This is a genomic window from Arthrobacter sp. YD4 (assembly GCF_030410515.1).
Lineage (GTDB): Bacteria > Actinomycetota > Actinomycetes > Actinomycetales > Micrococcaceae > Arthrobacter.
Window position 1 is genome coordinate 240,723 of sequence record NZ_JAUHHD010000001.1, and the last position, 13,428, is coordinate 254,150.

Below are 13,428 nucleotides of genomic sequence, written 5' to 3' on the forward strand. Positions count from 1 at the left end.
AGGACGGCGGACCGGTTACCCCCTACGCCGGCTCAGTTCCCGGCGTAAGGCGAGACGACGACGTCGACGCGCTGGAATTCCTTCAGGTCCGAGTAGCCGGTGGTCGCCATCGAGCGGCGCAGGGCGCCGACCAGGTTGGCGGTGCCGTCGGTGTGGTGGCCAGGTCCGAAGAGAACCTCCTCGAGCGGGCCGACGGTGCCGACGTTGACCCGGTCGCCGCGCGGCAGCTCCAGGTGGTGGGCTTCCTGGCCCCAGTGCCAGCCGCGGCCGGGGGCTTCCTCGGCGCGGGCGAGGGCGCTGCCGAGCATGACGGCGTCGGCGCCCATGGCGATGGCCTTGACGATGTCGCCCGAGGTGCCCATGCCGCCGTCGGCGATCACGTGGACGTAGCGTCCGCCGGATTCGTCCATGTAGTCGCGGCGGGCAGCCGCGACGTCGGAGATGGCGGAGGCCATCGGCGAGTGGATGCCCAGGGCGCGCCGCGTGGTGGTGGTGGCGCCGCCGCCGAAGCCGACCAGGACGCCCGCGGCGCCGGTGCGCATCAGGTGCAGGGCGGGGGTGTAGCCGGCGGCCCCGCCGACGATCACCGGGACGTCGAGCTCGTAGATGAACTGCTTGAGGTTCAGCGGCTCGTGGTCCTTGGAGACGTGCTCGGCGGAGACCGTGGTGCCGCGGATAACAAAGATGTCGACGCCGGCTGCCAGCACGGTCTTGTAGTGCTCCTGGGTCCGCTGCGGGGTCAGGGACCCGGCGACGGTGACGCCGGCGGCGCGGATCTCGGCCAGCCGGGAGGTGATGAGTTCGGGCTGGATCGGCGCCTGGTACAGCTCCTGCATGCGGCGGGTGACGGCGGTGGAGCTGTCCTCCGCTTCGAGGGCCGCCAGCTGGTCCAGCACCGGCTGCGGATCCTCGTACCGGGTCCACAGGCCTTCGAGGTCCAGGACGCCGAGGCCGCCGAGACGGCCGAGAGCGATGGCGGTTTCCGGCGACATGGCCGAATCCATGGGTGCCGCGATCACCGGCATGTCGAACTTGTAGGCATCGATCTGCCAGGAAACGGAGACGTCCTTGGGGTCACGCGTACGGCGGTTGGGGACGATCGCAATGTCATCCAGGGAGTAGGCACGACGCCCACGCTTGCCTCGGCCAATCTCAATCTCGTAAGTCACTGCTCTAGGTTATCCCAGGCCCGGCCCGGGATGCCTGCGGCCGGCCGCCATGGGCAGCGCTGCCCATGGCGGTCCCGCGGGCCTGTCCCCTACGCTGGGGTCACACCAGCCCCCATTCATCCCTTCCTGGAGGACCATCCATGGCCCCTGGCCTTTACGGCGCCGACGTCGAGCAGTTGCGGTCCTTGTCAAAGTCCATGGGGCTGTCCGGGTCGCGGCTCTCCGACACCGAGCGCCGGATCAACTCCCTGGTGGCGGGAGCCGCCTGGCAGGGCGCCGATGCCGGCCGGTTCCGCAGCGAGTGGAGCGGCACCCTGAAGCCGCTCCTCAGCAGGGCCTCGCAGTCGCTGGCGGAGGCCTCGAAGCTCCTCCTCACCCAGGCCAACGAGCAGGAGGCGGCCAGCGCGCAGGGTGGAACCGCGGGAACCCCCGGCACCGGAGGCACCTCCCGCCCCGGCACTCCCGCCGGCAGCCCCTCCGGCAGTGCCAGTGGCACCGGGCAGGAAACCGGCCTCGAGACGATCATCGCCGGGGCCGGCGGGGCACCGTGGTTGGCAGGGAACGCTGCCGTCACCTCGGCCGGGCTCTACGCGGACAAACTGTTGGACACCATGGCCAAGGGCGGGCTGGTCACGAAGCTGACCAACTGGCCCATGCTCGGCGCCCAGTACGGCCAGGCCGCCGAAGCCGGCTACGTCCGCGGCACCCAACTCCTCAACGGCACCTCCCTGCTGGGGCGGCTGTCCGGCGGGTTGGGCATCATCACCGGCGGCCTGCAACTGGCGCAGGGAATAGCGACGGACAACACCGGGATGAAGATCGACGGCGGCATCTCCACCATCCTCGCCGCGGGCAGCTTCGTTCCGGTGGCGGGACCCTTCTTTGCCGTCGCCGGGGTCGCATGGGGTGGGGCCGGCCTGCTCGCCAGCAAGTTGGGCTACGGCTCAGCCTCCGAAATGATCGGCGACGGCGCCACACATGTCGCCGACGCCGTGGCCGACGGCGCCAAAAAGGTGTGGGGCTGGCTCACCTGAGCCGCCCATCCCCCCTTCTCCCTAGACTGGGACCAGAGACCGAGACCCGAACTACCATCCAACCTCCAGACCCGTCGCCCGAAAGGCAGTCATGACCGCGCAAGACGACGCACCCCTGCTTATCACCGAGCACGAACTGATCGCCCTGGTCGCCTTGGCGGGGACCGACGCGGCCCTGAAGTGCCAGCGCTTGTTCCGGCTGGACCACGCCGCCGGAGCGCCGCTGGAACAGGCCGGGGTCAGCACGCTCCTGGAACGGGGGCTGATGACCGTCGAGGCCGACGCCCTGGTGCCGGTCGGGCAGGCCGCCAGTGTGGCGGCCGCACTGGCCGGTGCCGATGCGTGGCTGGAAATCGCGCTGGTCACCCCCCAAGCCGACCACGTGTACTTCCTCTTCGGCTCCGCCGACGGCGCCCTGATTCTCAGCCTGAGCAAGTACGGGGTGCACGAACTGCGCCCGCTCACCGATGCCGAGGGAATGATTGTCACGGCCGTCGAGATGGTGAATTTCTACCTGGGCGCGTCGCCGGACGGGCGGCCTGCCGCGGCCACCGTCCGGCGCCATCTCCCGGACGGCGCCTCCCACGCCGTGCACGTGAAGGCGGACCCGGACGGGTCCCTCGAACTCCGCGCCGGCGACGACGGCAGCGAGGCGGTCCCCCTCCGTCCCGAGGACCTGGACTCCAGCCTCCGCAGGGGCCTCGGCCTGCAGCCGGCATGACCGACCCGTCAACGTTCGCCCGGGACCGGCCCGCGCATCCCCTCGACCACTGGGCCTCGCCGGAACTGGCCCGGGTCAGCCCGCCGAACGCCCCGTCCCGCCTGCGCCAGTTAGCCGACGCGCAGGCGGCCCGGGCCGCGGCCTGGAGCGCTGCCATCGCCGCCGGACCCGTGCTGCTGCTGGCGGGGGCCTTCATCTCGGCCCTGTCCGGAAACCCCGCCTGGGTCCTGGCTCTCGGCGCGGCCGGAGTGCTGTTGGCGGTGCCGGGCATCGTGGCCTGGAAACGGGTCCGCGCAACGCTGCCGGACGCCGGCGCCAGCCTGGTCACCCGCGGCCCGGGGTCGGCGCGCGGCGGCATCATGATGGTCGCGGTGCTGGCCGTAGTCCTCGGAGCCATCCTGGGGTTCGTCTCCCCCGGCATCGCTGCCCGGGGCGGCTCAACGCTGGCCGCGGTGGCCGGCGCCTACGTCCTGCTGGTCGCGCTCCTGGTGGCTTGCATCCTGGTCCCCGCCGTGGTCCTGGGCCGCGGGCGGCAATCCTTCCGCCGCAGGATCGGCTCGGACCCGCGCCTCCGTGCCGCAGTGGAGGCAGACCTGGCTACCTGGCGCGACCCACGCGGTGCCGCGGGCTACGGACCGCTCTGACGATGGCCGGGCACTAATCATGGCCGAGCGCTGGATTTTTGACGGACACATCGCCGGGATTGGCGCCGCGTCCGGTTTCCGGGCTGTGATCGGCATCTGGCATTCCTCCCCCTTGGGCGTCTTCGCCGATGTGATGGTCCAGGAGGCCACCGGACGGCGGCTGCTGCTGGCACCCTCCGCGGCGGTGGCGGAGTTTGTCGCCGCCACCTATCAGTTCGACGAGGTACGGATTGTGGGAGTGGACGCCGGGCTCGACGGCGGCCGGCTCACCATCGCCGCCGGTACCCTGGCAATCGAGGCAGGCATCGGCACCCGCACGGTGACCGGCGTCGGGCTCCGTGCGGTCCCTCGCCGGCTTGCCGTCCACCCCGCCTGGCTGACCGCGATCAATCCCCTCGCCGCCCTTTTCAGCCCGGGTGCCCGGACAGCCGGCACCGCCGGGAACGGCAGAAGGGAGTTCTACGGCGTCACCGACCTGCACCGGATCACCGACGCCCGGGTCCGCTGGGACGGCGAAGACCAAGGCGCGCTGGTGCCTATCCGGCCGGCGGTAACCTTCGGCTTCAGCAGCGTCCCTGCCCGGCCCGCCGTGGCGACGGTCCGCACCACGATCCTTTCCGGAGACTGAGCCGTGCGGTGGGGCAGCCTGCGATCCTCCCGTCCTGGAGGTCAGCCGGCGTCGGCGTCACTCAACTGCGATTCGAACATCCGGAAGTAGCGGCCGCGCAGGGCGACGAGGTCCTTGTGGGTGCCCTGCTCCACCACGCGGCCGTCCTCAAGCATGTAGACCACGTCGGCTTTCTCGATCGTGGCGAGACGGTGGCTGATGGCGATGATGGTGCTGCTTCGGTCCGCGAACAGCCGGGTGAAAATCCGGTGCTCGGCGAGCGCGTCGATCGCCGACGTCGGTTCGTCCATCACCATGAAGGCGGCGTCCCGGTAGAAGTTCCGGGCCATGGCCAGCCGCTGCCACTGCCCGCCGGAGAGGCCGCTGCCCTTGCGCCCGCGGGGGTCCTCCATCCAGTTGCTGACGTGGTTGTCCAGGCCGTTGGGGAGCTTGAGGATGAAGTCCAGCGCCTCGGCGTCTGCCGCTGCCCGGCGGATCCGTGCGTCGTCCGGCGGGGCGTCGACGTCGCCGAAGCGGATGTTCTCCGCGGCGGTGGCGAACTCGTACTTCAGGAACTCCTGGCTGAGCACCGCCAGGTGGCGGTGCCAGGAGGTGACGTCGACGGCGGCCAGGTCGACGCCGTCCAGCAGCACCTGGCCCGAGTCGGGGTGGTACAGCCCGGCGAGGATCCGGATCAGGGTGGACTTGCCGGCGCCATTCTCCCCCACGATCGCGACGTGCTGGCCCTGCCGGATGGTCAGCGAGATGCCCTTGATGACTTCGAGGTCGCTGCCGGTATAGGTGAAGCGGATATCCCGCAGTTCCACGGTGCGGGGTGCCTGCAGCAGCGGCGGCGCGTGCTCGGAGTGCACCGGCAGCGCCGTGAAGAGCTCGTAGTCCTTGAGGTTGGCGAGGTCCTCGTCGATGGAACTCAGGGAGGAGACCAGGTTGTTCGCCGTGGACAGGGCCCGGCTGACGATCTGCTGGACGTAGAGGAACTGGCCGACCGGCTGGGCCCGGGCGATGATCTGCCCGACGACCCAGATCAGCGCCACCACCTCGGCGCCGTACTGGAGCGCGTCGGCGGCGAGCTGGCGGGGGATGTAGCGTTTCTGGAAGTCCAGCCGCCGTTTCTCGTCGGCGTCGCGGAGCCGTGACCGGAGCCCCATCAGGTAGCCGACGATCCCGTAGAGCCGCATCTCGGCGATGTGCTGGGGCCGCAGCAGGTTGGTTTCGATCATCCGCCGCTGCCGGCGCGAATCCACCTGGGTGTTCCAGTGGGCGATCTGCTCCCGGGAGAGCTTGAACTGCAGGTAAACGCTGGGCACGATCGCCACCAGAACGATCACGGCGATCCACCAGCTGACCAGCCAAAGTGCCCCGATCGCCAGCACCACGGAGACCAGCTGCGTGAAAATCGCGGCAATCCGGTCCAGGACCCGGGCGTAGGAGTCGGAGAAGCGCTTGGCCCGGTCGTACAGGTCTACGGTCTCCTTGTCGTCGTAGCGCCAGAACTCCAGGGCCAGGAACCGCTCGTACATCAGGTCGCCCACGATCGCACCGACCCGGAAGCTCATCAGCTGTTGAATGTAGCGGTCCACGCTGCTGAACGCGCCCCAGAACAGGCCAAGGGCGGCGGTAACAATGACGTAGACGATCGCCTGCTGCCCGGCGGCGGCGTTGCCCGCGTAGGCCGCGGCCAGCGCGGTCGTCGTCAGCGCGGCGAAGTAGGTGGTGACCAGCGGCAACAGCGCCGAGATTAGCGAGCCGGCCACTTTCATGACGACGGCGGCGGGCGAGGCGCGGAAACTGACCCGCAGCACCTGCGCTACGGCCCGGGCGTAGGGCCGCAAGGCGAGCTTCCGTGCCGGTTCGCGCGCGGGCAGGAGTTCGGACATAGCTTCAGCCTAGGTCACGCGCCCAACGCCACGGACACGCGAAAGGGGCCGTTCTGAGTGATCAGAACGGCCCCTTTCGCGTGCCGGTCGGGCAACCTGTTCGGGTCAGCGTGCGCCGTAGTTGGGCGCTTCGACCGTCATCTGGATGTCGTGCGGGTGGGATTCCTTCAGCCCGGCCGGGGTGATCCGGACGAACTTCCCGCGGGCCTTGAGCTCGGGGACCGTGGGGGCGCCGGTGTAGAACATGGTCTGACGGAGACCGCCAACCAGCTGGTAGGCCACGGAGGCGAGCGGGCCACGGTAGGCCACCCGGCCCTCGATGCCTTCGGGGATGAGCTTGTCGTCTCCGGAGACGTCGGCCTGGAAGTACCGGTCCTTGGAGTAGGAGGTGTTCTTGCCGCGGGTCTGCATCGCGCCGAGGGAGCCCATGCCGCGGTAGAGCTTGAACTGCTTGCCGTTGACGAAGATCAGGTCGCCCGGGGACTCGTCACAGCCGGCCAGCAGGGAGCCGAGCATGACGGTGTCGGCGCCAGCCACCAGGGCCTTGCCGATGTCGCCGGAGTACTGCAGGCCGCCGTCGGCGATCAGCGGCACGCCGGCGGGAATCGCGGCCTTGGCGGATTCGTAGATGGCGGTGATCTGCGGGACACCGACGCCGGCGACGACGCGGGTGGTGCAGATGGAGCCCGGGCCCACGCCGACCTTGATGCCGTCGGCACCGGCGTCGATCAGGGCCTGCGCACCCTCACGGGTGGCGGCCTGGCCGCCGATGATGTCCACGTGCGCGGCGACCGGGTCCGACTTGAGGCGGCGGATCATGTCCAGCACGCCCTGCGAGTGGCCGTTGGCGGTGTCCACGAACAGGGCGTCGACGCCGGCGTCGATCAGGGCCATGGCGCGTTCCCAGCCGTCGCCGAAGAATCCGATGGCAGCACCGACGCGGAGGCGGCCCTCGTCGTCCTTGGTGGCCAGCGGGTACTGCTCGGCCTTGGTGAAGTCCTTGGTGGTGATCAGGCCCTTGAGCCGGCCCTGGTCATCGACCAGCGGGAGCTTTTCGATCTTGTTGGTGGCCAGCTTGTGCGAGGCTTCCTCGCGGCTGATGCCCACGTGGCCGGTAACCAGCGGCATCTTGGTCATGACGTCGCTGACCAGACGGATCGCGAAGTCTGCCTCGGGAACGAAGCGGGTGTCGCGGTTGGTGACGATGCCGAGCAGGCGCATACCCTCGTCCACGACGGGGAGGCCGGAGACGCGGTAGTGAGAGCAGATCTCGTCGAGCTCGGCCAGGGTGGCTTCGGGGCCGATGGTCAGCGGGTTGGTGATCATGCCGGATTCGCTCCGCTTGACGCGGTCCACCTGGTCCGCCTGGTCGGCGATCGAGAGGTTGCGGTGGACGACGCCGAGGCCGCCCTGACGGGCCATGGCGATGGCCATGCGGGACTCGGTGACCGTGTCCATCGCGGCCGAGAGCAGCGGGGTCTTCACGGAGATGCGCTTGGAAATCCGGGAGGAGGTGTCGGCGTCGGAGGGGATGACGTTGGTGTGCCCCGGCAGGAGCAGAACGTCGTCGTAGGTCAGGCCGACGAAGCCAAAGGGGTCGTGTTCGGGCTGGGTCATGAGTGCGCCTCTTACCTTGGGTTTCTGGGGTTCACGGGTAGGGGTTGCAGCAGATGACCAGCCCGTCATTACGGGCGTGGCCTGTGCAGAAGTGTTGAATAAATACTAGAACCTTGGCGCCGATCCCCATATTCCGGGCGGCGGGTGTGAGCCGCTTCATCCGGGGAGCCAGCCAGGGCACGGCGGCGCGAGTGCGGCGCCCGGACGGCACGCGGGCGCCGCTTAGCTCCAGCCCGTTGCAGCGAGCAGCCGCTCCTCGAACATCGGGATCATGGTCTGCACGTAGGTCTTGGTCAGGTGGTTGTCGTCCTTGTAGACGTAGACGTTGCCCACCACGGCGGGGCAGGTGCCGTTGGCGCAGATGAAGTCGCTCATGTCCATCAGATGCAGCCGGGGCACCTTGCCGCGGTAGTCATCCAGCGGCGAGGCGGCGGCCAGGGACTCCTGGAGCGGGACGTTGCACGCGGCGGCGTCGGCGCCCTTCTTCTGGACGCATTCGGGCATGTTCTGGGTGAAGCGGGGGTTGTCCCGGATACCGACGACGTCAATTCCGGCGTCGGTGAAGGGTTTAATGCCCTCGAGGTACTGCGGTACCTCGGTCTCGTAGGGCGCGTCCTTGTGGGTCAGGGAGGCGACGGTGAAGACCGCGTCCGGCTTATGCTCCAGGACGTATTCGGCGCTGGCCTTGTTGAAGGCGTTGCAGTCGGCGTCGCGCTGGTCCGACTGGCCGCCGAACCGGCAGTTGCCCTTGAGCAGGGTGACGACCTCCCAGCCGTGGCTCTTGGCGACCGGGCCGAGGGCGGCCATGTACTGCTGGGCGTGCGAGTCGCCGAGCACCACGATCCGCTTGGTCACGTGCTCGGGGCGGCTGTTCTGCAGGCAGCCCTGCAGCAGCGGGTTGCTGGGCACGTTGGCGTCCGTGCAGAGGCCGTCGATGTCCGCCCATTCGTTTTTCATCGCCTGCGGCGCGGGGATAATCTTGGCCTCCGGCGTGGGTTTGCCGGCGTTTTCCGGCGCCAGGACGGCGGCCCCCGGGGTGAGGTCCCGCGGCTGGGCGGCGGCGGCAGCCTCGTCCGCGCTGATGCGTCCCTGCCAGAGGGTGATCGGGGCGGCCAGCAGGGCACCGCAGGCGGCGATCACGACGGCGGAGCGCCAGGCCCGGCTCTGCGGCCAGTGCCATTCGCGCAGCGGCTTCTCCACATAACGGGTGGTCAGCACCGCCAGCGCGATGGAGACGGCGACGATGGCCAGGCCCTGCCAGAGGTCCGGCGCGGTGATCCCCCACCCGGCGAGGGCCAGCACCAGCAGCGGCCAGTGCCAGAGGTACAGCGCATAGGAGTTGTCGCCAAGGGCCACCAGCGGCCGCCAGGTCAGGAGCCGGTCCACGCCGAACCGGCTTCCGCTCTGCCCGGCGACGATGATGGCGGCGGCGGCCAGCGTGGGCCAGAGGGCGATGAAGCCGGGGAAAGACCGGTCGACGGTCAGGAGCAGTCCGCAGGAGAGCATGGCCACGAGGCCGGCCCAGCCCAGCACCACGCGCAGCGCCTTGCCAGGCTTCAGGTGCGGCAGGGCCAGGGCGAGCAGGGAGCCCAGGGCGAACTCCCAGAGGCGGGCCCGGGTATCGAAGTACGCGTAGGCCTGGTTGCTGGCGGTCTGGTCGATGGAATAGACGAGTGACGCGGCAAAGACCGCACCGAAGGCCACCGCGAGCAGCAGCGGGTAGCTGACGTCTTTCGTCCCCAGCGGCGTCCAGCGGTTCAGTGCCCGGCGGAGCAGCGCCGTTCCCGCGAAGATCAGCGGCCACAGCACGAAGACCTGACCCTGGATGGAGAGGGACCAGAAGTGCTGCAGCGGGCTTACACCCGAATGGTCCTGGGCGTAGTAGTCGACGGCGGTGTCCGCGAGCAGCCAGTTCTGCCGGTACAAGAGGGAGGCCCAGGCCTGGCTCAGGACGTCGGGCCAGCGGCTGGCGGGGAGGATCGCCCAGGTCCCGGCGAGCACGGCCAGCACCACCACGACGACGGCGGGCAGCAGCCGCTTCAGCAGGTGGAGCCAGTGGTGCACGAGGCGCAGCGGCTTCCCGGCCTCGACCTTGCGGGCGAAGCTCAGGGTCATGAGGAAGGCCGAGATGAGCAGGAAGATGTCCACGCCTCCCGAGACCCGGCCCAGCCAGACGTGGTAGGTCACGACCATGAGGACGGCCAGGGCGCGCAGCCCCTGGACCTCCGGGCGGTAGCCCGTTTTACGGCTCGCCGGAGACCCGGCCGGCGCATGCGGCCGGGTGGGATTGGTTCGCAGCTCTGACACGCGGGACCCCTCGGGGTGATTCATCGACATTGTGGGCAGGATTCCGAACCATCAATGTTACCGAACCGTAATTTCGTTCGCCAATCGCCAGAGTGCTTACTAATTTCGGCTGCGCCTGAGGATGCACTCCTTGAGGCCGCGCGGCTGAGTACCCCGCCGCATTCCCCCGGCTACTCTGAAAAGGTCGAAGGAGGCCGCCGGTGATCGTCACGGTGCGAATAAGCGTTCCGGCGGAGCTGACCTCCGCTGTCGTCGAGTGTTGCTCGGATGCGGAAGGTGTGGCGGAGGTGGCGCTGCATCCGGGGACCTCGCTGGTGCCCGAGGGTGACGTGCTGCAGGTGATGATCGCCCGGGAAGCCGTCGATCCGCTGCTGGAGAGGCTTCAGTCACTGGGTGTGCAGCGCGCGGGCTCCATCTCCGTCACCACCCCCGAGCTCCTGCTCTCCGACCGGGCCGACCGCGCAGTCGCTGAGGCGCCGGGCGAGGGCGCGGACGCGATGATCTGGGACGAGGTCTCCCGGCAGACCGGGGACGATGCCAAGCTGACCTGGAGTTTCCTGGCCTTCCTGGTTCTCGCCACCCAGCTGGCGGCGATCGGCATCGTCACCGACTCCACCATCGCCATCGTCGGAGCGATGGCCGTCGGTCCGGAATTCGGGCCGCTCGCGGCGCTGGCGGTGGCGCTGGTGCGGCGGCAGTGGCGGCTCGGGCGCAGTGCGGCCCTGGCCCTCGGCGTCGGATTCCCGGTTGCGATGCTCGCGGCGGCCTTCACCGCGTGGTTGTCCGTTCCGCTGGGGCTCTTTCCCACGTCCGCGCTGGACACCGGGTCCGCCGTCGAGTTCATCTACCACCCGGGACCGTACTCGTTGATCGTGGCACTTCTGGCCGGGGTGGCAGGCATGCTGTCGGTGATCAGCCGCCGTTCCACCGCCCTGGTGGGTGTGTTCATCTCGGTGACCACCGTGCCGGCGGCGGGGTTCGTCGCGGTGGCGCTGGTGCTGGGCGAGTACCAGAAGGCGGCGGGCTCGGCCGTGCAGCTGTTCATCAACCTCGCCGGACTGGTGGTGGCCGCGGTGGCCGTGCTCCTTTTCTACCGGGTGGTGACCCGGCGGCACCCCCGCGGCGCCCGACCCCGCCAGGGGCGCAGCAGCGCTACTCCCAGCCGGTAGCGGAGAGCAGCCGGTCCTTGACCATCGGGGCCATGCTCGCCGAATAGGTGCGGCTGAGGTGGTTGTCGTCCAGGTAGACGAAGGTGTTGCCCACGACGCCGGGGCAGTCGTTTTCACGGCAGATGAGGTCGGTCATATCCAGTGTGACGACGTTCGGGGCCCTGTCCGCCAGGGTGTCGAGCGGGTTATCTGCGGCGAAGAGTCCACTCTTGGCCGGCAGGCACGCCGTGTCGTCCTTCCCCTTCGTCACGACACAATCGGCCATGTTGAATTCGAACCGCGGGTTGTCCCGCAGCAGGATCACCTGGATTCCGAGACCGGTCCACGTATCGAGGTTGGACTCCAGACCGGGGATCAGCGTTTCACCGTTTGACGAAGGCGACGCCGCGGTGCCCACCACCACGATCGCATCCGGCGGGTTGCGCTTGACCTCCGCGGTGACGGCGGCGTTGAACTTGTCGCAATCGGCATTGGCGTTCTGCGCAGTTGTGCCGGGCTTGCAGCCGCCCATCAGCATGGCGTAGAGCCGCCATCCCTTCTCATCACTCACCGGTTTCAGGGCGGGGAGCCACTGTTCTGCGTGCGAGTCGCCGAGGACGAGAACCCTCTTCGCCGAATTCCCGTTCTGGGTGTTTTCGTTGCACACTCCGCGGAGGGTGGCATTCTGGGGCTCGAGTGTACCGCTGCACGGCTGCGGCAAACTGGCCCAGTCCTTGCCCAAGTTCTCCGGCGCGGGAAGGAGGGCCGCGTCGGCGTCGGCCTGCTCTGTGAAGTCCGGCAGCAGCGCACGGGCGCCGGGATTATTCCGCGCGGCCTTGGCCAGGATGCCCTGATTCTCGAAGTACAACGCCAACTGGAGCCCGGCCAGCGGGACGGCGGCGACCGTGAGGGCGGCCACGATCGCGAGCGACGCCCGGCGCCGCCTCACCTCCGGCCACTTCCACTGCCGCCACGGGCGCTCCACGAACCGGGTGGTCAGGTAGGCCAGCGCTATGGTCGTTACGATGATCGCCGAACCCGTGACTGGACCGGCGTGGCCACGCTGCTGCACCGCGAGCGCAACGACCAAGAGCGGCCAATGCCAGAGATACATCGCGTAGGACATGTCCCCGAGGCGGACCAGCGGCCGGGAACTGAGAATCCGGTCCGCCCCGAACCGGCTACCGGTCTGACCGGCGACGATCACGCAGGCGGCGGCCAGGGTGGGCCACAGCGCGATACTGCCGGGGAAGGACGCCTGGACGTCCAGCAGGAAGCCGCAACTCAACATCGCGGCGATGCCAAGCCACCCGAGACGCACCCGCCACGGCGCCGGGATCCGGAGCAGAGGAAGGACCAGCGCCACGAGCGATCCGAGCGCGAATTCCCAGAGGCGGGCGCCGGTGTCGAAGTAAGCCTCGGTTTGGCTGGCCGCGGTGAAGACGATGGAGTACACGAGGGAGACGGCAAAAATGAGCCCGAAAACGTAGGCCAACAGCGCCCGATACTTCAGGCGGAAGCGCTTGGCGAGGAGCGCGGCACCCACAAAGATCAGGGGCCACAGGATAAACACCTGCCCCTGGATGGACAGCGACCAGAAATGCTGGAAGGGGCTGGCCGAGGAGTGGTCCGAGGCGTAGTAGTCGGTGGCCTGGGCCTGCAGCAGCCAGTTTTCGGAATACACCAGGGATGCCCAGGCCTGGCCGACGATGTCCAGCCACCGGGTCCGGGGAAGGAACAGGATGGTCGCCGCCAGCGTGGCGACCACCACGACGACGGCCGCCGGGATGAGGCGGCGGAAGAGATGCAGCCAGTGTTTGACCAGGGCGGTCGGACGCCCGTCGTCGTAACGTCCCACGAACTGCAGGGTCATGAGGAAAGCCGACACCAGCAGGAAGACGTCCACACCGCCGGAGACCCGGCCAAACCAGATGTGGTAGGTCATCACCATCAGGACAGCCAGCGACCGCAGCCCCTGGATCTCGGGCCGGTAGCCGGGTTTCCGGTTGGGACGGGCCGGAACGCCCGTGGGAGCCGCTTCCTGGAGCCCCGCCTGCTGCGTCATCAAAATTCCTCACGACGGACGGCCCGCATCGGGCCGCCGAAACCTAAGTGTTCCACTCTACGGAAGGTGCGCCGGGGGTGCCAGCCGCCGGGGTGCACCCAGCGAGTTAAGCAGGGTGGACTGTGAGGAGCTTGTGAACCGGCCATGTTCTCCCGTCGCAGCCCGGGAAAGCAGAAAGAACGCGCCGGCGCAATGCCGGGGCGTCCTCTCTCTGATGC

At 68.9% G+C, this 13,428-nt stretch carries 10 protein-coding genes; 5 read left to right on the forward strand and 5 right to left on the reverse strand.

Annotated elements, in window-relative coordinates:
• Window positions 1-32: 32 nt before the first annotated feature.
• A complete protein-coding gene (locus QWJ39_RS01060; RefSeq protein ID WP_290255852.1) occupies window positions 33-1,169 on the reverse strand; it encodes a GuaB3 family IMP dehydrogenase-related protein in 1,137 nt (378 codons plus the stop codon).
• A gap of 140 nt (window positions 1,170-1,309) precedes the next feature.
• On the opposite strand from QWJ39_RS01060, the gene QWJ39_RS01065 reads away from it, so the two are divergent.
• The 4 genes from QWJ39_RS01065 to QWJ39_RS01080 all read left to right on the forward strand — a co-directional run bounded on the left by QWJ39_RS01065 (window position 1,310) and on the right by QWJ39_RS01080 (window position 4,196).
• Entirely contained in the window at window positions 1,310-2,203 is an 894-nt protein-coding gene (locus tag QWJ39_RS01065; protein WP_290255853.1) for a hypothetical protein, read from the forward strand.
• Between the two features lie 91 nt (window positions 2,204-2,294).
• Window positions 2,295-2,924 (forward strand): hypothetical protein, encoded by a 630-nt coding sequence (locus tag QWJ39_RS01070; RefSeq protein WP_290255854.1) that lies wholly within the window; start codon window positions 2,295-2,297, stop codon window positions 2,922-2,924.
• Window positions 2,921-3,568 (forward strand): hypothetical protein, encoded by a 648-nt coding sequence (locus tag QWJ39_RS01075; protein WP_290255855.1) that lies wholly within the window; start codon window positions 2,921-2,923, stop codon window positions 3,566-3,568. Before QWJ39_RS01070 ends, QWJ39_RS01075 begins: the two co-directional genes overlap by 4 nt.
• Before the next feature lie 19 nt (window positions 3,569-3,587).
• Window positions 3,588-4,196, forward strand: coding sequence for a hypothetical protein (locus tag QWJ39_RS01080; RefSeq protein WP_290255856.1), 609 nt, complete (start codon window positions 3,588-3,590; stop codon window positions 4,194-4,196).
• 41 nt (window positions 4,197-4,237) lie between these two features.
• On the opposite strand, the gene QWJ39_RS01085 is transcribed toward QWJ39_RS01080, so the two are convergent.
• From QWJ39_RS01085 to QWJ39_RS01095, 3 genes are all read right to left on the reverse strand, one after another.
• Window positions 4,238-6,073 (reverse strand): ABC transporter ATP-binding protein, encoded by a 1,836-nt coding sequence (locus QWJ39_RS01085; RefSeq protein WP_290255857.1) that lies wholly within the window; start codon window positions 6,071-6,073, stop codon window positions 4,238-4,240.
• Window positions 6,074-6,178: 105 nt separating this feature from the next.
• On the reverse strand, window positions 6,179-7,690 hold the full coding sequence (guaB, locus tag QWJ39_RS01090) for an IMP dehydrogenase (protein ID WP_290255858.1): 1,512 nt from the start codon (window positions 7,688-7,690) through the stop codon (window positions 6,179-6,181).
• A 222-nt stretch (window positions 7,691-7,912) separates the two neighbouring features.
• Window positions 7,913-9,988 carry an acyltransferase family protein gene (locus tag QWJ39_RS01095; RefSeq protein ID WP_290256471.1) on the reverse strand — a complete coding sequence of 692 codons (2,076 nt, stop codon included), beginning with the start codon at window positions 9,986-9,988 and terminating at the stop codon, window positions 7,913-7,915.
• Window positions 9,989-10,284: 296 nt separating this feature from the next.
• Between QWJ39_RS01095 and QWJ39_RS01100 the strand changes: the two genes are divergently transcribed.
• The gene (locus QWJ39_RS01100) at window positions 10,285-11,166 is read left to right on the forward strand and encodes a DUF389 domain-containing protein (RefSeq protein ID WP_290255859.1); all 882 of its coding nucleotides are present in this window, start codon (window positions 10,285-10,287) and stop codon (window positions 11,164-11,166) included.
• On the opposite strand, the gene QWJ39_RS01105 is transcribed toward QWJ39_RS01100, so the two are convergent.
• The gene (locus QWJ39_RS01105; RefSeq protein WP_290255860.1) at window positions 11,150-13,210 is read right to left on the reverse strand and encodes an acyltransferase family protein; all 2,061 of its coding nucleotides are present in this window, start codon (window positions 13,208-13,210) and stop codon (window positions 11,150-11,152) included. The genes QWJ39_RS01100 and QWJ39_RS01105 overlap by 17 nt on opposite strands.
• Between the last annotated feature and the right edge of the window lie 218 nt (window positions 13,211-13,428).